The sequence below is a fragment of the Metabacillus halosaccharovorans genome (genome assembly GCF_002019635.1).
Taxonomy (GTDB): domain Bacteria; phylum Bacillota; class Bacilli; order Bacillales; family Bacillaceae; genus Metabacillus; species Metabacillus halosaccharovorans.
Window position 1 is genome coordinate 1,372,540 of sequence record NZ_KV917371.1, and the last position, 25,348, is coordinate 1,397,887.

20 protein-coding genes and 1 riboswitch are annotated in these 25,348 nt (G+C 35.7%); of the genes, 2 read left to right on the forward strand and 18 right to left on the reverse strand.

Annotated features, from left to right (window positions below; genetic code table 11):
- Positions 1–68: 68 nt before the first annotated feature.
- Both BK577_RS06280 and BK577_RS06285 read right to left on the reverse strand, forming a co-directional pair.
- Positions 69–1,067, reverse strand: a complete 999-nt coding sequence (locus tag BK577_RS06280) for a Gfo/Idh/MocA family protein (RefSeq protein WP_078432147.1) — start codon at positions 1,065–1,067, stop codon at positions 69–71.
- Between the two features lie 174 nt (positions 1,068–1,241).
- Positions 1,242–2,618 (reverse strand): L-cystine transporter, encoded by a 1,377-nt coding sequence (locus BK577_RS06285; RefSeq protein WP_078432148.1) that lies wholly within the window; start codon positions 2,616–2,618, stop codon positions 1,242–1,244.
- Between the two features lie 285 nt (positions 2,619–2,903).
- On the opposite strand from BK577_RS06285, the gene BK577_RS06290 reads away from it, so the two are divergent.
- A complete protein-coding gene (locus BK577_RS06290) occupies positions 2,904–3,194 on the forward strand; it encodes a helix-turn-helix domain-containing protein (protein ID WP_169908134.1) in 291 nt (96 codons plus the stop codon).
- A 76-nt stretch (positions 3,195–3,270) separates the two neighbouring features.
- Here the strand turns inward: BK577_RS06290 and BK577_RS06295 are convergent, their stop codons facing one another.
- From BK577_RS06295 to BK577_RS06355, 13 genes are all read right to left on the reverse strand, one after another.
- Positions 3,271–3,753 carry a methylated-DNA--[protein]-cysteine S-methyltransferase gene (locus BK577_RS06295; protein ID WP_245823440.1) on the reverse strand — a complete coding sequence of 161 codons (483 nt, stop codon included), beginning with the start codon at positions 3,751–3,753 and terminating at the stop codon, positions 3,271–3,273.
- A complete protein-coding gene (locus tag BK577_RS06300) occupies positions 3,743–4,654 on the reverse strand; it encodes a DNA-3-methyladenine glycosylase family protein (protein WP_078432151.1) in 912 nt (303 codons plus the stop codon). The genes BK577_RS06295 and BK577_RS06300 overlap by 11 nt, the downstream gene beginning before the upstream one ends.
- Positions 4,651–5,193, reverse strand: coding sequence for a bifunctional transcriptional activator/DNA repair enzyme AdaA (locus tag BK577_RS06305; RefSeq protein WP_180321212.1), 543 nt, complete (start codon positions 5,191–5,193; stop codon positions 4,651–4,653). The genes BK577_RS06300 and BK577_RS06305 overlap by 4 nt, the downstream gene beginning before the upstream one ends.
- Positions 5,194–5,603: 410 nt before the next feature.
- Positions 5,604–6,953, reverse strand: a complete 1,350-nt coding sequence (locus tag BK577_RS06310) for an amino acid permease (protein WP_078432153.1) — start codon at positions 6,951–6,953, stop codon at positions 5,604–5,606.
- A gap of 167 nt (positions 6,954–7,120) precedes the next feature.
- Positions 7,121–7,200: riboswitch (glycine riboswitch) on the reverse strand.
- A gap of 435 nt (positions 7,201–7,635) precedes the next feature.
- Complete coding sequence (csaA, locus tag BK577_RS06315; RefSeq protein ID WP_078432154.1) at positions 7,636–7,968, reverse strand: chaperone CsaA; 333 nt, start codon at positions 7,966–7,968, stop codon at positions 7,636–7,638.
- A 333-nt stretch (positions 7,969–8,301) separates the two neighbouring features.
- Positions 8,302–8,886 (reverse strand): AraC family transcriptional regulator, encoded by a 585-nt coding sequence (locus BK577_RS06320; RefSeq protein ID WP_342743273.1) that lies wholly within the window; start codon positions 8,884–8,886, stop codon positions 8,302–8,304.
- Positions 8,887–8,999: 113 nt separating this feature from the next.
- Positions 9,000–9,848 carry a sulfurtransferase gene (locus tag BK577_RS06325; RefSeq protein WP_078432155.1) on the reverse strand — a complete coding sequence of 283 codons (849 nt, stop codon included), beginning with the start codon at positions 9,846–9,848 and terminating at the stop codon, positions 9,000–9,002.
- A gap of 169 nt (positions 9,849–10,017) precedes the next feature.
- On the reverse strand, positions 10,018–11,091 hold the full coding sequence (locus tag BK577_RS06330; protein ID WP_078432156.1) for an ABC transporter substrate-binding protein: 1,074 nt from the start codon (positions 11,089–11,091) through the stop codon (positions 10,018–10,020).
- The gene (locus BK577_RS06335; RefSeq protein WP_078432157.1) at positions 11,088–11,891 is read right to left on the reverse strand and encodes an ABC transporter permease; all 804 of its coding nucleotides are present in this window, start codon (positions 11,889–11,891) and stop codon (positions 11,088–11,090) included. Before BK577_RS06335 ends, BK577_RS06330 begins: the two co-directional genes overlap by 4 nt.
- 1 nt (position 11,892) lies before the next feature.
- The gene (locus BK577_RS06340; protein WP_078432158.1) at positions 11,893–12,696 is read right to left on the reverse strand and encodes an ABC transporter permease; all 804 of its coding nucleotides are present in this window, start codon (positions 12,694–12,696) and stop codon (positions 11,893–11,895) included.
- Positions 12,689–13,789, reverse strand: coding sequence for an ABC transporter ATP-binding protein (locus BK577_RS06345; protein WP_078432159.1), 1,101 nt, complete (start codon positions 13,787–13,789; stop codon positions 12,689–12,691). The genes BK577_RS06340 and BK577_RS06345 overlap by 8 nt, the downstream gene beginning before the upstream one ends.
- A gap of 186 nt (positions 13,790–13,975) precedes the next feature.
- Positions 13,976–14,632, reverse strand: coding sequence for a hypothetical protein (locus tag BK577_RS06350; protein ID WP_078432160.1), 657 nt, complete (start codon positions 14,630–14,632; stop codon positions 13,976–13,978).
- A 188-nt stretch (positions 14,633–14,820) separates the two neighbouring features.
- Positions 14,821–17,391: a lipocalin-like domain-containing protein gene (locus tag BK577_RS06355; RefSeq protein ID WP_078432161.1), complete on the reverse strand. Its 2,571-nt coding sequence runs from the start codon at positions 17,389–17,391 to the stop codon at positions 14,821–14,823.
- A 748-nt stretch (positions 17,392–18,139) separates the two neighbouring features.
- Between BK577_RS06355 and BK577_RS06360 the strand changes: the two genes are divergently transcribed.
- Positions 18,140–21,838 (forward strand): polysaccharide deacetylase family protein, encoded by a 3,699-nt coding sequence (locus BK577_RS06360; RefSeq protein ID WP_078432162.1) that lies wholly within the window; start codon positions 18,140–18,142, stop codon positions 21,836–21,838.
- Between the two features lie 228 nt (positions 21,839–22,066).
- Here BK577_RS06360 and BK577_RS06365 read toward each other — a convergent pair whose 3' ends face one another.
- The 3 genes from BK577_RS06365 to BK577_RS06375 all read right to left on the reverse strand — a co-directional run bounded on the left by BK577_RS06365 (position 22,067) and on the right by BK577_RS06375 (position 25,309).
- On the reverse strand, positions 22,067–22,771 hold the full coding sequence (locus BK577_RS06365) for a hypothetical protein (RefSeq protein ID WP_078432163.1): 705 nt from the start codon (positions 22,769–22,771) through the stop codon (positions 22,067–22,069).
- Between the two features lie 230 nt (positions 22,772–23,001).
- Positions 23,002–24,210, reverse strand: coding sequence for a sensor histidine kinase (locus BK577_RS06370; RefSeq protein WP_078432164.1), 1,209 nt, complete (start codon positions 24,208–24,210; stop codon positions 23,002–23,004).
- 136 nt (positions 24,211–24,346) lie between these two features.
- Entirely contained in the window at positions 24,347–25,309 is a 963-nt protein-coding gene (locus BK577_RS06375) for a helix-turn-helix transcriptional regulator (RefSeq protein ID WP_078432165.1), read from the reverse strand.
- Positions 25,310–25,348 lie beyond the last annotated feature (39 nt).

A 25,348-nucleotide genomic window follows, 5' to 3' on the forward strand; every position in this document is an offset into this window, starting at 1 on the left:
ATATGATACCTCTTTTGGATAACAATGTTTACACTAAATGTAGCATATATAAAATGCCTTGTTAAAAATTATTTGTTGTTATATGTTTGACCTTTAACTAATTCACCCATAACCCAGTTTGTTCTCGCACCAGTTACACCGGTACTTGGACACCGTCTATTCCCCCCAGTTAATTCATCAACAATTGTTTCAAGAAGAGGTTGGTGGACATGTTGAGGGCGCTCAAAACTCCATTCTTTTTTTCCATCAGCGGTAGTTAAAACAACTGGATCATCGCCAAAAGTGGAAAAGGCAATCTTACCTTTACTGCCAATGATTTCATTCACATCCACATTTTCAAAAGCTGAAAAACACCAGCTTCCAATCCCATGGATCCCTGACTCAAATTGATAGGTTCCTGTCACGATGTCTTCCGCTCGATATAAGCCAGCTTGATTAGAAGCAATACCATTTGCCTCCTCTATAGGACCAAGTAAAAAATCTAAAATATCCAGTGTATGGCTGGCTAAATCAAAAAACAGTCCCCCTCCGGACAACTCAGGCTGAACCCTCCACGGGAGATTTTCCGGGGTCATCACATCTTCCCTTGCCTTTTGATACTGTGTCGTTGATACAAAACGAATGTCTCCAATTATTTTACTTTCCAACAACTCCTTTATTTTAATAAATCGGGACTGTGCCCTACGGTAGTAAGCAACATATAAAGGTACACGCGCTGATTTACAGGCAACAATCATGTCATTGCATTCAGCCCAATTGAGTGCCATCGGCTTTTCTACATATACAGGTTTACCTGCCTTTGCAGCTTTCAGGGTATACTCCTTATGAGAACCCGGTGGTGTTGCAATATAAACTGCGTCAACATTCGGATCATTGATTAGTGCGTCAGCATCATCGTACCATTTGGGAACATGGTGTCTTTTTGCATAGTCCTCAGCCAGTTCACCAGTTCTTCGCATAACAGCTACCAATTCGGAATTTTTTATTTTTTGGAATGCCGGTCCACTTTTTACTTCCGTTACATTCCCGCATCCAATCATGCCCCAGCGAACTTTTTCAAATTTCATAAAAATGGCCTCCTCTTTACTCAGCACGTTTTTTATTCATTATAACAATCTGTCCATATAAGGACGTCCATAAGTAAAGGTAGCATATGCTGGCCACTCGTTCTACTACATATTTTCCTTAAGAAGCAAAAAAAACTTCCCAAACCTACTTAATTGGGAAGTTTCCTTTTATCATTATGCCGATTGAGAAGAACTATTGTAGACACTGGTATCCAAATCTTTTGTTGCCTTACTCGTAATAACACCAGCTGTCATACTTCCGCTAACATTTAGTGCTGTACGTCCCATATCAATAAGCGGTTCAACAGATATGAGAAGACCAGCTAAACCAACCGGTAAATTCAATGCTGAAAGGACAAGCAAAGCAGCAAATGTAGCCCCGCCACCTACTCCAGCAACACCAAATGAGCTAATTGCTACAACGGCAACTAGTGTCAATAGGAATGATGGTGTTAATGGATCTATTCCTACCGTAGGGGCAATCATAACGGCTAACATGGCCGGGTAAATACCCGCACAACCATTTTGCCCAATTGATAACCCAAAAGATCCCGCAAAATTGGCTATACCCTCAGGTACTCCCATGTCCTTCGTTTGTGCTTTAATATTTAAAGGTAATGCTCCGGCACTTGTTCTTGAAGTGAATGCAAAAGCAAGTACTGGAAATGCCTTCTTCACATAAGTCACTGGATTTAAACCAGCTATTGCTAAAATAAGTAAGTGAATAATAAACATAACAATTAAGGCCGCATAAGATGCCAAAACAAATTTACCCAGCTTCCAGATTGCTTGATAATCACTTGTTGCTGTTACTTTTGTCATTAATGCCAATACACCATATGGAGTCAGTCTTAAAATTAAGGTAACAACCCGCATAATCAATTTATAAAAAGTCTCTACAATATCTGCAAATTTTTCAGCATATACCGGTTCCTTACGTCTAATTCCTAAAAAGGCAATACCGAGAATAGCGGCAAAAATAACGACAGAAATAGTTGATGTTGGATTTGCTCCTGTTAAATCCAAGAATGGATTAGTAGGAATTAATGAAACAATTTGTTGAGGTATCGTCATATCTTGAACAGAAACAACTTGTTCCTCTAATTGAGCTGCTCTGCCTAGTTCTGCTTCTCCTTGATCAATTTGTACAGCTTCCAAATTGAAGAGTATGGCTGAAGCAATTCCTACAGCAGCAGCAATAGCTGTTGTACCAACTAATGTTCCCAAGATCCATCCGCTAACTTTTCCAAGATTGTTTTCCATCTTTAATTTTGTAAAAGCAGAAAGAATAGATATGAAAACCAAAGGCATGACAATCATTTTTAAGAAGCTAACATACCCGCTTCCAACTATATTGAACCAATCAATTGATGTTGAAACAGCTTCTGATTCCATTCCATAGGCAAACTGTAATCCCAATCCAAACAGGACACCTAACCCAAGTCCTGTAAATACTCTTTTTGAAAAAGAAATATGCTTTTTCTGCATAGTATATAAACCAAAAATAAGTAATAACATAATAATAATATTAAGAATAACGAATATATACATTTCTCCACTTCCTTTTTTTAATATAACAATAGAGATATTATCACCGTAATTCCTATATGTAAAGTAGGAAATACTGAGATTGGCACATAATAAAGAATTTATTCGAGTTATCCTTCCTTCATTACCCGATTACCTTTATAAATATTCTTCGGGAAGAGTAAATTAAAAAAACTCAGCCTTATCTATGAGCTATTTGATCATCTGTATGAAGAAACAAGCAAGAAAAATAAATCGAAACCTATGATTAGGAAAGATTGGATCAAAAGCGGCAAGGATTTTATTGATATGTATTATAGTGAAGGAATCTCTGTCAATGATGTAGCTAAATACGTGGGTATTAATCGAACTCATTTTTCAAATGTTTTCACAAAAAAGATAGGGATAAGTCCAACCAACTATATCCAACGAAAAGTAATGGAAAAAGCAGCACAATTGTTAGAAGAACATACAAATAGTATGACAGAAATTGCTTTATCCCTTTACTATTCAGATGTATATTCATTTTCAAGATCATTCAAAAATTACTATGGTATCTCTCCATATGCTTATCGTGAGGAGAAGATGAGGAGTATCTAGTGAAGAGAGTAGGTATGGAATTGCTTTCTATGCTTACTCTTTAATCTAGCTATAGATACCAGTGTTTCTTTTGTAACTACCTACTAAAAGTCCTTTCATGCCGGAGCAGCCATTCTTTTCTCCATAGCCCGCCTGCATACCCTGTTAATTTTCCATTTGAACCAATAATTCTGTGACATGGAATCACGATGCTTAACTTATTTTTGCCATTCGCACTTCCGACAGCTCTGATTGCTTTTTCATTGCCAATTGAAACCGCAATATCTTTATAAGATCCTGTTTTAGCATAAGGGATTTCTTTTAGTGCGTTCCATACTGTTTTTTGAAAATCTGTTCCCTCATATAAATAAGGGAAGGTAAATTCACACCGCTCACCTTTAAAATACTCATTAAGTTCATTGAAGCAATGCTTTAAACTCTTTGGCGTTTCTACATGATTGAAATTTACTATTTCTTCCCGCTCAGAAAACATGATTGAACAGATAGCTTCTTCTGTTCCAACTATCTCTAGAATACCTATTGGTGACTTATAATCTAATTTATGCAATCTACTCCTCATATAAAGACCTCCATAAATAAAAGGTAGCATACGCTTGCCAACCTCTCCAATTTAATGACAACTCTTCGATTTCCAAAATTGTCGGTTTACGCTCAAGTCCCAATTGAAGCTTTAATGCATTATGAAGACCTACATCTGCCTTCGGAAATGCAGAGGAATGATGTAAGCATTTCATCATCACATAATCTGCTGTCCAAGCTCCAACACCTTTAATTGCCACTAAAGATTCCTTTACTTGCTGATAATTCTGTTGTTTGAGTAAAGCTTCTTTGGTCACTTGACCACTTGCCATCGATTTAGCTACACCAATAATATATTCTGCCTTCCTCGAAGTAAACTGAAGCTTTCTTAAATCCTCTATATTTAGAATAGCTATTGTTTCACACTCTGGAAATGACCAGAATGTCGTTCCTTCGAAAGTAACGCATTCTCCATAGTGTTCAACAAAACGTCTCTTTAGTATATAAGCAAAGGTTAAATTGATTTGTTGTCCTATAATAGCCCAAGTCAAAGCCTCAAATAAATCTGGAATACATATAATCCGTAAACCATGATACTTACTAGAAATTTTCTGTAAGACCTTATCTTTATCAGCCATTTCGTAAAAATTCTCCAACTCTGTATTCAAATCAAACAATTCCCATATATAGGCTGCAACTTTTTCACGGACACTTAGAGTTGGGCTACTAATTGGGAATTCTATTCGAATTGAATGTGAGGTTTTCCCTATTTTTAATAGAACCAATTCTCCATCTATTTTTATCAGTTTATATACATAGCCATCTCTTATTTGATGTAATACTTCATGTACAGACCTTCCTAAAAACACTAAACACTCTTTAAAATTGAATTCCATAGGTGGGTAAATTTCAATAAATGAACCTTGATCACTCCACCTCATTGCTGCTTCTCTTTTCTTATCAGGATTCGATATTCACTTGGAGAACAATTTTTCAACCGTCGAAATACTTTATAAAAATTAGAGGGACTTTGAAATCCAACCTCATAGCAAATCTCAAGATTTGTTCGATTTGTATTTTTTAAAAGATATGTCGCTTTATCAACTCGTATCTTTTCTAAATAGGTACGAGGAGTTTCTAAAGTTTCCTTTTTAAATAGCCGCTCAAGATAAAAGGTACTAACACCTACATGTTTCGCAACATCCTGTAATTCAAGCTTGTGGTTATATTGATTTACTAAGAAAGCAATGACCCTTCTGACGAGTTCAATATTCGGTGAATGTTCAGACTCTGGCTGACATCTTTTGCAAGCACGATAGCCAGCCTTTTCAACTTCCTTGATATCATAAAAGAATTCCACATTTATTTTCTTGGGCTTCTTTGATCTACAGGAAGGACGGCAGTAGATTTTGGTTGTTTTCACTGCCGTAAAAAAGAGCCCATCATACTTACTGTCACAGTCAATAATTTTCTCCCACATTTCTTCAAAAGAAAGCTTTACTCTGGCTATCACTTACTCTCCATCCTTCCTCGTTTAGTTTCTCTTAAAGTATCCTATACTCTTGTTCTTATCTCCCATAGTTTAACACGTAATTCTTTAAACTTATGACGTGTATTATTTAATGAAAAAAGAGAACACATCACAAAAATTCCATCGTTGTTGGACCCATTTTAACAGGTAAGCTATTTTCATTTCGTCCTCATTCTTGCTCTTATGGTCCATATTTGAGAAAAACACGACATACTACCACACAAATGGTGGAAGTCGATGTGTTTTCTTTTACTTTAATCCCTTGTAAAATTAAAGTATAAAAAAGAGAAATCAAAAGAGCACCTTTCATCGAAAGGTGCTCTTTTGATCATTATCAGCTTATAGCAGATTAAGGAACTTTACTTTTCCTTCCTTTTTGTTCTGTATGAATACATCATAAATATTAATATAAACCATAACGGTGTCAGCAACAATGCAGAACGTGTTTCATTTGCAAACAACATAATAATAAGGATCATAGCAAATAACGTTAGAACGACATAATTAACAAACGGCGTAAACGGTGCTTTAAACGTTGACTCAGCATGTAATTGCGGACATGTTTTTTTATACTTTAAATGACAAACAATAATTACACCCCAAACCCAAATAAAACAAATAGCACTTATTGTTGATACAATTCCAAAGGCTTGTGACGGAATAAGTTTGCTCAAAAGTGCTCCCACTGATACGACAAGTGTGGATATGAACAATGCGTTACCAGGAACATGGTTTTTATTTAGTTTTGCTAAGTTAGATGGCGCCTGTTCACTCCTGCTTAAATTATATAGAATCCTGCTTGTCGAAAACATCCCGCTGTTGCAGGCAGAAGCAGCTGACGTTAACACTACAAAATTAATAATACCGGCAGCAATTGGAATTCCAATTAAGCTAAATGTTTTTACAAATGGACTTTCCTCCGCATTCAATTCGGTCCATGGGTTAATGCATAATAGAACAATAATGGAGCCAATGTAGAAAAATAGTATTCTTAAAGGAATCTTATTAATAGCCGATGGAATATTTTTTCTTGGATTGGCTGTTTCCGCTGCTGATACACCCACTAACTCTACACCAACAAAAGCAAATAAAACCATTTGAAAGGAAAGTAAGAAACCTGAAATACCATTTGGAAAGATCCCACCGTGTTCCCATAGATTTCTGATTGTAACCGTCCCTGCATCGGTCTTAAAACCTATCACAAGTAAAATAATCCCAACACCAATTAATAAAAGAATTGTAATGACCTTTATTAAAGCAAACCAAAACTCTAATTCTCCAAAAAGCTTAACCGTTAATAGATTGAAACCTAATAAAATAATCAAACAGATAATGGCAGGAACCCATTGTGGTATATCAAACCAATACTGCACATATACACCAACAGCAATAATATCTGCCATTGCGATCATAATCCAACAAAACCAATATGTCCAACCAGTCACGAACGCTATTCTAGGTCCAAGATAGTCTTGGGCAATATCTGTAAACGATTGATAACCAACTTTAGATAACAAAAGTTCTCCCAATGCCCTCATAATAAAAAATACAGCAATACCCACCGTTAAATAAGCAAAGATAATAGATGGACCTGCCAGTTGGATTGCTTTACCGGATCCTAAGAATAATCCGGTACCAATAGTGCCTCCAATGGCAATTAATTGAACATGCCGGTTGGCTAAATCTCTCTTTAATTCTTGTTGTGCCAAATCTACTCCTCCTTAAAATTTGCCACAATCTCTTGTGTGACACAATGAGCAGCATAAACATAATCCATCAAAAAAAGAGATTGGATATCATCCAAATCTCCTGGTCATAAGAATATTAAATAGTATTTGTTGTACTAGTAAAATGATTAGTTTAACAAATAGGTATTCTATACTCTTCTGTCCTTTTGCCTGAGATTATGAATCCTTCGGCGCTGCGGAATGCCGCAGTCTCTCCAGAAGCTGCTCCTGCTATAGTTTCATCCATAGCGATCATAGCTCAATTATAGTTTTAACTTAAAATTATTTTCAAATAATTTATAATTCTAGTCTTATTCACTTACCTTGTCAAGAACAAAAGCGCAAGCGCCTTGATCAGCCTCGGGCAAATAAGACGCAAATGAATAGAAGATGTTCTTTGTCTTCAATTCATTTGTGGCTAGGTGCTGGAGCTGGATGTCGCGCACTTATCCACACAGTTGAATTTTATAGATTCCTAAGCAATAAAAAATAAAAATAGAGGCTCAGAAAGCCTCTATTTTTCATCTAAATGAAACAAGTTATTATAGTTGTTCACCATGAGGTTGCGTGATATAGCGAAAAAAAGAAAAGACAGGGTTCCCTTTCTTTTCTTTTTGTAATTCATCATACCGTTGCCATTTATTTATAATTAAACAGTTCTGAATTATGAAATTATTGCTCCATTCCTAACGAATTCATCTGGTTTTAAAAGAACAACATCTCCTTCTTCCGGAACCCCTCCTAGTACAAGTACCTCAGATTTAAATCCTGCAATTCGCATTGGTGGGAAATTAACTACTCCTACCACTTGCCGTCCGCAAAGTTGTTCAGGATTATATCTATGTGTAATTTGAGCGGAAGATTGCTTTATTCCAATCTCCTCTCCAAAATCAATTTCCAGTTTTATTGCAGGTTTTTTTGCTTCAGGAAAAGGTTTTGCACTTATGATTGTGCCAACACGAATATCCAGTTTTAAAAAGTCTTCAAGATTTGCCATAATGCTTTAACCACCTTTTACAATTTTATTTCCTTCTTAAGCTACTCTGTGTTTTTTGCTGCTACCAGAACTCTTGGAAGATCCAATTATTATTCTGTTCTCTAGGCATCAAGATGAAGGCTCTTAATTATCATCGTATAAAAAAGGATAAAAAGAACTATAAACTTATCATAGAAAATTCCCTTGAAATTTTCTTCACCAAGTTTAATAACCTTTTTATCCTGAATGAAGGATTCTATATTTTTGTGGAGATATTCCTTCAGCATTTACAAACCACCTTGAAAAAGAAGAAGAATTCTCAAAACCTAACTCCTCACTAATTTTTGACATCGATCATCCTGAAGAATTTAATAAATGTTTAGCCTCTTTCAGACGAAGTTCAGATATATATATTTTTAAGCTTTTTCCGGTCTTTTTCTTAAACCATGCTGAATAATATACTGGATGGTAATGCTCTATTTTGGCTAAAGTTTCTAATTTTATTGACTCCTTATAATGCTTATGAATATATTCAATTGAAGCAGGCCTAGAGACGTGAAGTTTGCTAGTGACATATCTGGTTAGATCTACTAAAGAGGAGATATCTTGCTGGCACTTTGCTTCCTCCAATAGTAAATAGCGGATTGAAGCCCACTGTTTATCTACCTTTAAATACATACTGCTTGTATTTTCCGGTAAATATTGAATTGGAATATCTAGGATTAAAAATTCATTCCTATCTATTGATCGAAAGTTATGAGCAAATCTCGGGGGAAGATATAAACAGTAATCCGAGTTAAGGTTTATATCTTGCCACTCAGTCTGTATATCTAAGGAGCCTTGTAATGGAAAAAGAAATTGACCAAACTCATGTTGATGAGATTCATATTCCTTAGCATAAGACCTTTTCTCACAAGTTATTTGGTTAACACTTTCCATTTACCTTCCTCCTTAAGCTTTGTTTAGTATCTATTATAATTTTAACCAAAGCTGTAATAAAGAATAAAAAGGGAGGAGCATGGAGTAATTATTTCATCAGAATTTGTAATTGCCTAATATCTAGTTTCTTTCCCTTTTTCCACGGGGTTCTCATCATATGAGACCCAATCACTATAGCTCCCAGCATATAATTTCACATTTTTATAACCGGCTATTTTTAAAGCAATGTAATTAGGAGTAGCGGTCACTCCTGATCCACAATAAACGATTATAGGCTCCTCCTGATTTAACTCAGAAAATCTCCTTTTCTGTTCTTCAGTATTTTTATAAATCCCTTGTTCCAACCCTTCTGCCCAAAATTTATGAATAGCACCCGGGATATGGCCGGCTAGTCGATCAATTGGTTCTATCTCCCCTAAATAGCGTTGTTCCTCTCTTGAATCTATTAATATTGGAGATTTTTTCTTTTTTTGAACAATCTCTTTTACAACCTCGTAGGTAGCCAGCATCTCTTTTTGAATATCCACATCAAAATTAGTTAATTCAAACTTTGGTATTTCCTTTGTTGTTGTATATCCGGCTTCTACCCAGCCTTTAAAGCCTTCATTTAACACATACACGTTTTCATGTCCTATAAAGGTAAGCAACCACCAAAAACGGGATGCATATTGCCCCTCCCCACCATCATAGGCAACAACCGCTTTTGTGTTATCAATTCCCGCTTTCTCGATATCGAGTTTAAACTGATTGATATCAGGAAGCGGATGCCTACCACCATGCTTTGCAACAGGAGCAGATAACTGTTTTTCTAAATCAAAATAGACAGCACCAGGGATATGGCTCTCTTGATAAAGCTTTTCTCCTTTCAAAGAATTTCCTAATTCAAACCGGCAATCTACAATTTTAACCTGCCCGTTCTGTAATTGTTCATTAAGCCATTCCTTATTAACTACATACTTCATCGTTAACTACCTCCATCAATTTGAACTAATAACCAGATAATTCTCTTGTAAAAGGAAATATCCTCTCCCTACTGTGAATAATTTTTACATCAGTTCAATCAATGTAAAAAACCGAAGATAACAAGTTTCTATACAAAACTCGATATCTTCGGCTTACTCATTTACACTATCATTTTTTATACATTTTAAACTCTAAAAAAAGTTCGTTATAATAGGCAAGCATTCTTTTCCCTAGGTTTTCATATACTTCCAGCTTATCTGTTAATTGTGGATCCGGGTAAAATCGTTTATCACCTGATATCTCTTCCGGTAATAGGTCAAAGGCTTTTGCATTAGGTGTTGAATATCCAACATATTCTGCATTTTGAGCTGCATTCTCAGGATCTAACATGAAATTCATAAATAAATGAGCCCCTTCTATATTTTGGGCAGTCTTTGGTATGACCATATTGTCAAACCAGAGATTCGATCCTTCTTTAGGTACGACATAATTCAGATTTTCGTTTTCACTCATCATTTCAGCGGCATCACCTGACCAAACAATCCCAATGGCGGCCTCTTCATTTGCGATAAGCATTTTGATTTCATCTCCGACAATAGCTTTTATATTAGGAGTCAGGCTTTGCAATTTTTGTTTTGCTTCCTGAAGATGTTCTTTATTTTTATCGTTCAAGGAGTAGTTCAGGCTATTTAAACTCATCCCCATTATTTCTCTTGCTCCATCGACTAAAAGGATTTGGTTACGCAGGCTCTCATCCCATAAATCGTTCCAGCTTGTTATTTCTTTTCCCTGCAGCATAGAAGAGTTATAGATAATTCCTACAGTCCCCCAAAAATATGGAATAGAATATTCATTATTTCGATCAAAGTCCAAATTCATAAAACGTGGATCAATATACGTTAAATTTGGCAATTTTGAATGGTCAATCGGAATGAGCAAGTTTTCTTCTTTCATTTTTTCAATGGCATATTCTGATGGTATGGCAAGGTCAAAGGTCGTTCCACCTTGGGAGATTTTCGTCATCATTGCCTCATTTGAATCAAATGTTTGATAAATGACCTTTAACCCTGTTTCCTGTTCAAACTTGTCAATAAGTTCAGGATCAATATAGTCTCCCCAGTTATAAATTGTAAGAGTATTCTCTCCTAAGTACCCTTCAGATGTATTTAGATAATTGGTCCAATATAGGAGGATAAGGGAAACAACAAAAACCAGAGCAAACATACGAACGATCTGTTTCATTTGCCTCCCCCTATTCCATTTGTTTTAAGACTACGTTGATTAATGTAGTAGTAGCCAATGACTAGAATGATTGTAAATAAAAAGATTAACGTTGTTAAAGCATTGATTGTTAAAGATATTCCTTGACGTGCCAGCGAATAAATCTCAACTGATAATGTTGAAAAACCATTTCCGGTTACGAAAAATGTAACGGCAAAGTCATCTAGTGAAAACGTCAGAGCCATAAAGAAACCTGCCAATATTCCTGGTGAAATATATGGAAGGATAACCTTTGTTAACACATTCCAGTTACTCGCTCCAAGATCAAGAGCGGCATCCACTAAAGATGAACTCATTTCTTCGATCTTAGGTAATACCATTAAAACAACAATCGGCACACAAAAAGCAATATGTGATAAAAGAACAGAAGTAAAGCCCAGTTTAATCCCAACAATCGTAAATAATATTAAAAAGGATGCCCCAATAATGACGTCAGGACTAACTAAAAGCACATTATTTAATGTTAAAAATGTATTTTTTAGTCGATTCTTTCTAACATGTGCGATTCCAAGTGCCCCAAACACTCCAATAATCGTTGAAATGGCTGCTGATAACAGAGCAATGATTAGTGTATTTAAAACAATAATGAATAAACGTGTATCAGCAAAAACTTCTTTATACCAATCAAGGGTAAAGCCTTCAAACTGGTGCATCGTTCCACCGCTATTAAAGGAATAATATATCAAGTAAAAAATCGGAGAGTATAAAATGATAAAAACGATGATTAAATAAAGATTCGCTACTTTTCCATTTCGTTGCATCTTATAACATCCCTCTCTTCCGATTTCCAGTTAACATCATAATAATAGCCATCGCAATAATTAAGAATACGGCAATTGTTGCTCCCATTCCCCAATCTTGAATCACAAGGAAATTCTGCTCAATTGCTGTTCCAAGCGTAATCACTCGGTTCCCGGCGATAAGTCGGGTGATCATAAATAATGATAGTGCCGGAATAAAAACAGCCTGACAGCCTATTTTCACACCATTCAACGTTAAAGGAAAAATAACACGACGAAATACTGTCAAAGGTGTTGCCCCTAAATCACTTGCGGCAGCAATTAATGAAGGGTTGAGCTTATCAACTGCATTAAATATAGGCAAAATCATAAACGGAATAAAAATATACACAGAAACAAAGACAAAACTAAAATCGGTAAATAACAGCTGCTGTGCTGACATTCCAAAGAAGACAAACAAGTCATTAACCGGTCCATATGTTCCAAAAATACCCAGGAATGCATAGGTTTTTAATAACAAATTGATCCACGTAGGCAAAATGATGAGAAGCAACCATAATTGCTTATGTTTTGTTCTTGTCAGCAATAAAGCTGTCGGATATCCAATTAAAAGAGAAAACGCTGTGATTAAAAAGGCATACCAAAAAGAACTTATCGTCATCTTAAGATAAACAGGCGAAAAGAATTTTTGATAGTTTTCTAAACTAAATTGCCCCTCTATATTAAAAAATGAATAATATAAAATAAGAATAATAGGAGCAATAACAAAAACAACAATCCACAACATATATGGGATGAAATAAAGAGTACGAGTTTGTCTATTCATCGCTAACCTCTGTATATGATTCTAGTCGTTTGTCGAATTCATCCTCTGTTTCACCTAATCTCATAACATGGATCGCTTCCTTTTCAAAATAAAGACCGATCTCAGAACCTACGATTGCTTTTTCCGTTGAATGAACGAGCCACTCATTGTCTTCTTTGTCATAGCAGCAAATTTCATAATGAACACCCCTAAATAGCTGGGAATCCACTCTTACTTGAAGCTTTCCTTCTTCAAATGTGCTAATTTTTAAATCTTCCGGCCGAATGACAATTTCAACTCTTTCATTTGGATCAAAGCCTTGGTCCACACACTCAAATTGCTTACCCATAAACTCCACTAAAAAGTCCTCTATCATGTTCCCTGAAACAATATTCGATTCTCCAATAAAATCTGCAACAAAACGATTGATAGGTTCATCATAAATATCAATGGGGGTTCCACTTTGTTCGACTTTCCCCTCATTAATGACAAAAATCTCATCAGACATAGCCAGCGCTTCTTCCTGGTCATGTGTGACAAATATAAAGGTAATCCCAAGACGCTGCTGTAATTCTCTTAACTCATACTGCATCTCGGTTCTTAGCTTAAGATCAAGAGCTGATAACGGTTCATCTAAAAGAATAATGTCCGGTTCATTAACAATCGCTCTAGCAATTGCAACCCGCTGTCTTTGTCCACCAGACATTTCATTAATTTCGCGTGCCTCGTAACCAGCCAGGTTCACAAATCTGAGGGCTTCTTTCACCTTTTGCTCAATAACAGCATTCTTAAGCTTTTTAATACGCAGGCCAAAGGCAACATTTTCAAACACGTTTAAATGAGGAAACAATGCGTAGTCTTGAAAAACAGTGTTAACTTGACGCTTATTAGCCGGGACAGAGTTAATGACTTTTCCATTAAAATAAATGGTCCCTGTTGACGGTTGTGTAAATCCTGCAATTAACCTTAACACCGTCGTCTTACCGCAACCTGACGGACCTAGTAGTGTATAGAATTTTCCACGCTCCAGTTCGAAGCTGATATTATTTAATACAGGGTTGTTATCATACTGCTTTGTTACATTCTCAAAGCGAATAACAGCATCGTTCACCATATCGTTATTCCTCCTGCAAGATGAGTATAGCCTAACTATTTCGACATTTTCCTACTTTTTACGAAAAGTAATTATACATCATTTTTTAGAAATAAAAAATAATGTGTGTTACATCCAGTTACAGAAAAAGTACCATATTTTATCTCCAGTTTAAAACCAAAAAGACCCCCAGGTTTTGACGGTATCTTAATACAATGAAAGGCTCAATTTTACTTTTTTAGCTTCATCTGTATAAACACTAATAGTATAAATGCCTTTTTTTCCTTTAAATCTTATTACTCCATTTTTTGCTGAAGATATTGTATCTTCCCAAATCTCCTCATCTGAATGTTCAAGATATATAGTATATTCCCCTTCTTCAACTGAAGCTTCAAAAGGAATAGTCATAGTTCCGTTAACTGTTTCATTGATTTCAAAGGTTTCAACTTCATGATTACCTTTTAATGAACCAATAGATACATTAACTTCTCCATTGGTTGTTGTTTTGTTCATATTTATCACTACATTATCTCCAAAAAAGAAGGTAACGACCAAGGTAATAACGGTGAATAGCCCTATCATTCCTCCCAGAACGATCCCTAGAATTATAAAGACCCGTTTATTCAAACCTTTAAATGATGTATGTGTATGTATACGAGTGTTTAATTTATAAACTAGTCTAAAGATTAGGGGAAAGGCGATTGCTGGAATCAGGATATTAACCCATCCTCCAAATGAGAGGGCTTGAATACTAAATAAAAGCAATGCAAAAAAGTAAAACCCTACACCAAACCAGTAGGTAAACCTATAAAACTTACTTTCTACGTATGGCTTACCAAAAATAAAATATATTGTATTTTTCAAGACTAAACCTCCTACTATTCTTGAAACTAATTCTTTGTAAAATAAAATTCTTTCCCTTATGAAATAATAGCCACATATGATGGCAATGTCTATGTCTACTTCTTCTATCTGGCAATAGTTACTTATATCTGTACGAAAAAAATCCCCTTTTGTCCTTCAACAGACAAAAGGGGATAATTATTTTTCGTTTATTCATTTAATCCACTTGGATTTTGGTAAAGTGATTGTACTTCAGTTGCCGGGATGGCTACTCCATCATACACACGCACTTCATCCATCAATCCTTTGAAAGGAGTATCCCAATAGTTAACACCTAAACCAAATTCAGCATCAAGAGAAGTAAATACATTCGGGAAATTGTCCCCTGTGTATTTAGCCACTCCATTGATATAAAATATAGCATTTCCTTCCTGGACCGTTAAAGTGAGATGTGACCACTGACCTTCAGGTATGGTGGTATCCGTTACAGCATCATACCATTGATCACCGTTGTGTGACCAAACCATTGTATTGCCCCATCCGGTTTTTGGTACGATACTGATCCAATGATTCGATGTTTCTGCCCCAAAGAATGAGGTTGTAAATTCAGTGATTTGCTCCGGCTTTAGCCACATTGATACAGAGTAAGTATCACCTGTAATTAAGCCATCAGCTAATTTCAGTCCCGATTCCCCATCGAATTGAGCAGCTTGTCCCACTTTACCTTCAGTAAATGTAATATTTCCGCCTGTATTATTAAGTCGATCGCCTGTCACGGCTGCGTCCGCTTTTTTACCAGAGCTGTCTTTTAAACCTTCACTAAAATCGTAGAAAGCTGATAAGCCGCCTTCTTCCTTTGCCTTCACTGTAACGGTTACTGTTAGTGTTTCGGTCACATCTCCTAAAGTAATCGTCCCTGTTAAGTTAACCTCAGCATCTTCAGAGCCAGGACCCGGCCGTGTAACAACTCCTTCATTAGACACTGCCTCCGGATTAGAAGATTCCCATGTAATTTGAGCTCCTCTTGTTGCTACTGTTGGAAGTGTTATATTACTAATCACAGTTGATGGGAAAGTAGTCATTAACTCCTGTTTAATTGCTTGTACTAATTTCTCATCAGAAGACGCTTCCACATGACTTCCCCAAATGACAATTCCTTGATCTGACATCGCGCTAAACGTCATAACCCACTTTTGAGAAGTAGGATCATATTGGCGGTTGAACACACCATCATACGTTCCTTCATTATCAATCGTTAATTCCGCTTTGTAATTTCCATAAAGTTTCCATGTTCCTGTTACTGCACCAGAAATGGTGTGATCTTCGTTCAATTTTACCCATGTAGACTCTGTTACGTCACCAGTGATTTCCTTCCCATGGTTAATATATTTATAGTCACCCGTTACATCCACTTCTGAAACCTTCTCAATTGTTTCTCCAGCATAGCGGTATGGTGTTGGTACCGGCCATTGATCTTTATTCTTAAATGTTTGGTGTACACGAACTTCATGCATTTCCCCTTGTTGTGGGAAACGAGTATGAGTAACGATAAATTCCTTGTCTAGTTCATCGTCAATTAGATAAGAGTTATGACCTGGAGAAAGGTAGCCTGTACCAATTCCTGTTCCTTCTTCACCAAGGTCTCTTTTAAATAGGAAGTTTCCTATCATTTTATTACCGATATCTTTATGATCGTCATTACCCGGGAAGTTTCCAACTCCTCTATCAAATGATTCTGGGAAAACAGCAGCATTTCCTTTTGCATCGACATATGGACCATCAGGATTCTTGGATCTAAACTGCCTCATCTGATAGCCGCCATCAGAAGCTAAACCGCCATACGTGATGTATAAGTAATAATAACGTGTTTTCTTATCATATACAGCGTAAGTTCCTTCAGCCGATCTTCCGTAGCCAGAAGCAATTTTTGTACCAAAATATCTGTCGATCATTCTTCCATCTTCTGTTTTTCCATCTTTGCCAGGATACTTTGGCAACCCTGTTTTCTTATCTAATTCTAAAATAAAGGTACCTCCTGACCAGGAGCCGTAAGTCATATATAACTTATTATTTTTACCTTCAAGGATATTAGCATCTATTGCATTGGTATAAAGCTTATTATTATAAGCACCACTTTCCGTAAACCAATCAGGGTTTACTTCATCGATTACACCATCTTTAATAAGATCTGCGATATTTGTATTCTCCCAATGTTTATTTACATTACTGTTTCGATCATATGCTTCATTGCTGGTAAATCCTGAATACATAATGGTATCGACATATTGAAATGGTCCTTCAATATTCTTTGAAACTGCTATACCGATGGCAGAACGGATATAAGTGGAAGACACACTATAATAAATCATATAGGCACCCTTTGTACCATCTTCATTTACATAATGTTTATTCCAAAACACATCCGGAGCCCAAACTGCAAAGCCACCCCTGCTGTCTGAGTCATTTTCTCCAGCCCATTTAAATGACTCTGCCAAGTTCTGAGACAAATCTCCATATACTTTATTATTTGGAGTTGTATACCCATTCGTAAATCTATCCCAATTGATTAAGTCCGTTGACTTAGCCCCATCAATGTGTGAACCATACACATAGTAAGTCCCTGTTTTAGGATCTTTAATAATTGAAGGGTCATGAACAGACGCATTTCTAAATTCGGGTGGTTCCGAATTACTTGTTTGCTTTATGCCTAGGGCACTGCTTGGTATTAACAACAACAGTATTAGAAAAATAGATATGAAGCTTTTAAAATAACCTTTCATTTCGTTCCTTCTCCTCCTTTGTCAAATAAAATGAAAACGTATCCATTTCTTCAGACTCCTATTCCTCCCTACATAAAAACAATAAAACTATATCGGGATTAAACTTTCCTAATATTACTGAATGTAAGGGTTGTTCCTATTCTTACATGAAAATAGCGAAAAAAGGATGTCTTTACATACAAAAATTTAAGTGAACGAATAGATGAAACCTAATAATTGTACGCACCATTAATCAACATTGAATTTCTTATTTATCCTTACAAAACCCCCTATCCCCAAAAGTTATACTTACAACTACGAAGCGTTTACATATGTAGGTTAGTAAGTTTCTGTCAATTAAACAGTACTATAAATCTATAATAATCTCAATATTCTATTATACCTAGCTTACAAAAACATATACATGATCGTACAAGTTATAACAAAATCTGTCGAAAGTACTACGAACCAGTTGTTATCTATCAGAGAATAAAAAATCAAGGGGACGGTATAGGTTTTTATATCGCCCTCTAACCATCTTCTTTCTTTTTTAAATACAGTACTTTTTTAACCTACCCCCAAAAATTCAAAATAACCACCTAAGCTTTTGTTGATAGTCATTTTTTGTCGAAAGAAATTACCCTAAAGGATACGACCTTTTCAATAACTTTCATACAATCCAGTGGTTTTTGGAAGATTTTATTTATTGTACAAAATCAAGTTAAGAGTTAATTATCATTTTCGACACTACACCTATGGGGGGAGTCTAATGAATCAAGTTTTTAGGTGGATTGTCAGATCATTTTTTGCACCTGTCACTGGAAGTACAGGAGCAATTGCAAGTACACTTGGCTTTTTTCTGGCATTTTTACCATTAGATAACTTAAGAATTCCATTATTAATCGCTTTTTCACTTTTGTTACGTCTTAATATCATCGCCTTATTCCTTGGAACATTGATGACCATTTTTATTCCTAACATTCGTCAATTACCATTGCTGGATTTAAATATATTTGAAGATTACTGGTTTTTCTCCTTCCTAAAAATGAAAATACAATCTTCACAGCTAATTGCATCAGGGGTATTCGGAGGATTGATTGGTCTTGTCTGCTACTTTTTCTTCCATTGGTTTTACAATTTAGGACTAAAAAAAAGTGATCGAAACAAAGAGCCTATCTTTCTTGATCCCGCCAAAAGACGCTGGTCAATTATTAAACGGATGATTGCAGGCTTTACAATTTTAATTGTTTTAGTATCCACTTTTTTTATAGAAAGCCTTAATACAAACCCTGTATTTCCAGAACTTCAATTGAATAATAGTACTGAAAAGAGCAAAATCGAGCCAATTAATACAAGTTTCACGGAAGAAGAACTTACTTCACAGGTTCAGCAAACAAATCCTTCTCCTCTTATTCAAAAAAACCTGGGTCAATTGACTCAAAAACAAATGCAAAGCAATCAAGAAGTTTATGGTTTTTATGTCAATTGGGACGAAAATAGTAAAATCTCTTTTAAAGAAAATATAGATTCGATTACAACATTAGTGCCGGAGTGGCTGCAGCTTTCTCCTACTCTTACCCTTAACTCCAGCATAGACAAGTCTATTGTTTCAGAAGCAAAAGCACATAATATAAAGATTCTCCCGGTAGTTAATAATTTTATTCATAACAAATGGGATGGAGATACACTGCACCAGTTATTTACTACTCCCGGAGCTGAAGATCTTTTTATTAAAAATATGTTGGATTATGTAAGAACAAATGATTTAGACGGAATAAATATTGACTTTGAAGCAATCAATCCAAATGACAAAAATAATTTCACTCATTTTATGGAGAAAGTTTATAAAGCATTTCATCAGCATGACCTTATGGTGACATTAGATGTTCCGCCACAGAATAATAGCTATGACTATGCTTCTTTAGCAGCTAACGCTGATCGAATGATTATCATGCTATATGATCAACACCACTCATTGAGTAATCCTGGGCCTGTGGCCTCATCTGATTGGGTAAAAGAGAGCTTAAGCAAACTCAATATTCCTTCAGAAAAACTGATAGTGGGTTTAGGAAGCTATGGTTATGACTGGGAGAAAGACTCTAAACAGCCTGCGGAGGTGATAGCGTTCCAGGATATCATGAAAATGGGAGTTGGAACCAACCTAAAAATCCATTGGAATAAAAAAATAGGCAACCCTTATTTACGATACAAATTAAACGGAAAAAATCATACTATTTGGTTTTTAGATGCTGCTACTTTTTATAATCAAATGAAGGTTGCGATAGATAGCGGGTCAACAGGAATAGCTGTTTGGCGGCTCGGTTCTGAAGATCCTTCCATCTGGAATTACATTAATAAACCAAGTCAAATTCATCATCCATCCAATGCTCTTAAAGCTTTGGCCAGCCCTGAATCTATTCACTATACAGGTACTGGTGAGATTTTAAAAATCGTTTCCGAACCAGAAAATGGGAATAGAACAATTCAATTAAATTCATATGGGATGATAGAAAATGTAACCTATGATAGATTACCAAAGTCTTTTGAGGTGGCTCGTTATGGTAATTCCAAAGAGAAGGAAGTCGTCCTTTCCTTTGATGATGGTCCCGACCAAACCTATACATCACAAATTTTGGACATTTTGAACAAGAATAAGATTAAAGGAACCTTCTTTATTGTTGGAGAGAATGCTTTAATGCATCGTGAGCTTGTTAAAAGGATGCACAATGAAGGACATGAAATTGGCAACCATACATTTACCCATCCTGATCTTGCTTCCATCTCACCATTTCAAACAAAAATGGAGCTAAATGCAAATCAGCGTTTATTTCAAGAAATCACTGGTCATTCAATGACACTGTTTCGTCCACCGTATGTAGCTAATGCTGAACCGGGCACAAAGAGCGAACTGATACCTATATTGAGAGCACAGAATATGGGATATACCATGGTCGGCGAATTCATCGACTCTGACGATTGGAAAAAAATCTCTAGTCAAGAAATTGTAAACCGGGTATTGGAGCAGTTGCCACAAGGAAATGTCATTTTGCTGCACGATGGTGGCGGTGACCGCTCTAATACTGTAGAGGCCTTGCCTATTATAATTAAGGAGCTTAAAGATCGAGGCTACACATTTACCACCATTGGTGATCTAATAGAAAAAAGTGATAGTCAGATTAGCCCCCCTGTTGATCTGAGCAGCCCCTATTCAGTCTATGATAAAGCTGTATTCATGGTCATAAAAGCGTGGCACTCAGGGTTAAGCTTTCTGTTCTACTCAGCTATCATTTTAGGAATCTTGAGACTAGTTATTTTCGTTTTCCTTTCTCGAAAACAGATCAAACAGTATAAAGAGACGGAAATCGACCCTAGCTTTACACCCTTTGTCAGTGTTGTTATTGCCGCATATAACGAGGAAAAAGTTATAGGCAAAACAATTCAGTCTATATTATCCAGCGATTACTCTGCTTTTGAGATACTTGTAATCGACGATGGGTCAAAGGATGATACTGCCGGTGTTGTTCAAGAAATATATGCAAACAACCCTCTCGTTAGATTAATTAAAAAGAGCAATGAAGGAAAATCTTCCGCTGTTAATCTTGGCTTTAAAGAAGCAAGAGGGGAAATTGTCGTTGCTCTTGACGCTGATACACTCATTGCCGGGAATGCCATCTCATTGCTAGTGAACCATTTTAAAAATAAAAATGTTGCTGCTGTTTCAGGTAATGTAAAGGTCGGTAATAAGAGGAACCTTCTAACAAACTGGCAGCATATTGAATATGTGACAGGCTTTAATCTAGAGAGAAGAGCCTTTGCAGCTCTCAATTGCATTACAGTTGTACCAGGTGCAATTGGTGCATGGAGAAAGACGGCGGTAGAAGAAGCAGGATACTTTAAAGAGGATACACTGGCAGAGGATACCGATATCACTCTTACTCTTTTACGTAATGGAAAAAAGGTTGAATTTGAAGAAAAGGCTTATGCCTATACAGAAGTCCCAGAGGATATTAAAAGTCTAGTAAAACAGCGTTATCGTTGGGTTTATGGAACGTTACAATGTTTATGGAAACATCGTGAAGCTTTATTCAATAAAAAACATAACTCATTAGGGTATATCGCCCTTCCAAACATGTGGCTCTTCCAATATATCTATCAAACCATATCACCTATTGCTGATGTATTATTCATTTTGGCCCTTTTTAACACACACACTGAAAAAGCAGTCATTGGATTTACTCTTTTTTACTTGTTGGATTTATTTACTTCCCTATATGCGTTTCGATTGGAGAAGGAAAGCCCTAAACCATTAGTTTCATTGTTTTTGCAACGAATCTTGTATAAACAGCTTATGACTTATGTGGTAATAAAGTCTATCTTCTCTGCAATAAAGGGAGTAACTGTTGGTTGGAATAAACTGAAACGAAAAGGGAATGTAACTCAGGAAGCCTCTTTTGAGAAGATTGGTTAAATAGTATATAATGAAAATTTTTTATGGTCTTTCCCATTTTAGGAAAGGCCTCTTTTAATTGATTTATCCTAAATTAACAGGCCGTAATATCCTCGTTTGAGTGGACACAAGAAGCAAACTGCCCTTTATAGCAGCATAATTCTTGCTTAATAACAAAAACAAGGATCACCATAATTTTTGGTGATCCTATTTAAAAGAATGACTATTTTTTTGTTGTTTTCTTTTTCATCAATTTGATTTTGCAGCTTTTCCTTTTGCGGATTGAGAAACTTCTTGTCCACGGTTGGTTATCGTTGTTAGTTCGCTGCTTGGATTAGTTTTCTTTGGCGGGGGTGTAGTCGTTGTTGCTTTTTTGCTTGTCTTAGGTTTTGTTTCTGCAGCAGCGGCTGTTGGTTTACTCGCTGTATTATTTTCCTTTGACGTGGTTGTAGTTGTTGGTGTTGGCTTTTCACTTTTCTCAGGTGTCGCTTCTGCAGTAGTTGCTGTTGGTCTACTTGTTGTACCAGTTTCCCTCTGCGTAGTTGTTGATGATTTTACACTTGTCTTAGGCTTCGTATTTACAGCAGGTGTTGTGATTATTGTCTCATTCGTACTAGCTAGGTTTGTTGTCGTACTCGTTTTCAATACTTTTGTATTCTGTTGACTAGATGCTTGATCCATATTACTCATGTTCTTATTTTCTATAGCCGTGTTATTAGGACTATCATTAGAAATCTTGGTTTGAACTTTTTGCACGTCTATTGTTGGCGTTTGATCTTTCACCGTTTTTTCAGCTTGGCTGATTAAACCCTCTTTTTCCCTGTCTTCGAATATCTTTAAAGCATTTTCTTTCATTAATAGTTTAGAAGATTGATCGACTAACAAGCTGTTGGTGACAGAAAACGTAACAGCACCTGCTAATATCATAGCAAGGGCACCCTTAGTTAGTGTCATATAATTCCCCTCGTATTTTAAAATGATTGCATTATAAAAAATACGATCGTCAACATGTATTATGGGGGTGAATAAATAGAATATTCTAGTTTTTTCATTCCTAGACTACATCGATAACCTTATTTATACCTTCACTTTTGTAATATTACTATCAGCTAAGGATGTGGAACAAAGACCACCGTAAGAGATCTCTTAGGTCCATATAATAAAGAAACGCTACCTATAATGAATTATATTGAAGGAAAACGTATCGTAACGGTCGTTCCATGCCCCTTAGAAGTTTGGAAGTCAATTGTTCCTTTATATTTTTCTACAATATTAAAGCAAATCATCATTCCTAATCCTGTTCCTTTACTTTTTAAAGAATAAAAAGGAGTTCCAAGAGATGCAACCTCTTCTTCCGACATCCCTCTTCCATGATCAGTAACATTAATTACAACAAAACCTTTTTCACTTCTAGCTGTTACAAGGACTAAATCACCCATTTTAGAGGCCTCAATGGCATTTTTAATAATATTGATTAATAGTTGTTTAAACTCTATGGTATTAATAGAAATAGTACAATCACCCATTATGTTTAATTCGATTCGATTATTATGCAAAAGTCCATATGAATGTAGTAAATCTTTAACACTTTGTAGAACCAACTTTACATCCACTGTTTCAAGTACCTTTTCTTTTTCCGGTTTGGCAACAGATAAAAATTGAGAAATGACCTGTTCTGCCGTTCCTAACTCATCAATCATCAAAGCAAGATGTCCTTTTCTCTCGGCGGAAAATGAAGTGTCTTGTTCAAATAACTGTAAAAATCCCTTCACAACGGTTAAAGGATTCCTAATTTCATGTGCAACAGCAGCTGAAAGTTGGCCTGTTATCTTCAAACGACCAGATTGTTGGATTTGTTCATAATACAATTGTTGTTGTTTTATTCGCCTATTCGTTAAGTAAAAAATAAAATAGACAATAATTTGGCTCGCAATAAAGTTGATCAAATTTCCTATTAAATCCTCTTCTATGTAAGGATACCGATTTCCTTGATCAAAAATCATAATATAGCAAAATAATAATATGATTGATACAAAATTTGATAACAATGAAAAATAAAAAAGTTTTGAATCAAAAAATAGAATCGAAAATGCCGGAATAAAACATAGTAAAATAAAGTTGGACCACGTCTCTGGATATAAAAAGAAAAGTGTATAAAAGTAAACACCTGCAATGACTGTGATCATGATTCGAAGGGCATCTGTACCATATTTAGGATAAAGTAATAAACAAATAGACAAAACAAACACCCAAATAATATGAAAGATATAACCAAACTCGAACTCTCCCATACGCGGATTATTAATTATCAAGCCCATTATCATCATAGCTATTACAATTAATACAACTATATAGTACATTTTTTTGTTTAATTTATTATGAAACTCCTTCATACATCCCCCTTTGTTATCCATTGATAATTACAAACTAAAATATACCATTATTTTAATATACTGGAGCAATTTTTAGGCTCCAATTTATGAATACGGTTTTCGTAACATATCTAAATGAGGTTTAAACTGGTAGAAATTATGGACAGTATAGGTTTAATCTCATGTTTAAATGTTCTATGACTTCTTCAGGCATTTCCTTGACCTTGATATCCTCACCTAGGAAAAGCAGCCAATTGATCATTTCAGTCAGTTCTTCCAGATTATTAACATTGATAAAAGTCTTTAGTAAAGCTGTGGTTTGGTAAGGATTTGTATAGGAAATTGAGACTTTTAAAAGATGGTATTTTTTGAACTGGGCAATCGCCTTTGGACCAAGTTCAACTACAAGATTTATTACTTCTTCCTGCTTATTTAATTTTTCCAAAATAGTCTTCTTGCTTAATCTGTTTTTCACAGGATATGGTTTAACATTGATGAGATTGTCTACGGGGAAAATTTGTCTCTTTTCTTCTTTTAAGTCAAAGCCTTCAATCAACCAAATATTTCTTTCACGATAAAGGTGCAGGAGATTGATTGGATACGATATTATTTCCTTCTCCTCTATGATGGTAATCAATAAGTAGCTATCCAAAAGAAGTGCTTGGATAAGTTTTTCTAAAATTGGATGGGGCAGGTCTGACAGTTCAAGCAGGTCTGGATTATTTGGATTGGTCCCTTCAAAAAGCAAGATTTGATTTAATAATACTAATTCATCCTGCTGGTTTTCAGAGATGAGGCCAAGTAATTTTTCCGCTAAAGACTGACGGCTCTTTAGATAAGGGAGTTGTTGATTTCTTGTAGCCATAAAGGCAATAAAAAGAGCTTTAATCTCATTATCAGTAAAGCGAACGGTGGGCAGTACAGAATTGTTCATGACAGAGTAGCCCCCATCCCTTCCTACTTCAGCGACAAGCGGCATCCCCATTGCTTCAATTTCTCTTATATCTCTAATAGCAGTGGAACGGGAGATACTAAATTCTTGCATAATCTCAGAAATTGTAAAGTGGGATCGGTTGTTGATATATCGCATGATAATATTAATTCGTTCAACTTTTTTCATCGGATCCTCCTAAACAGTATCATTTTTTGACATGATTAA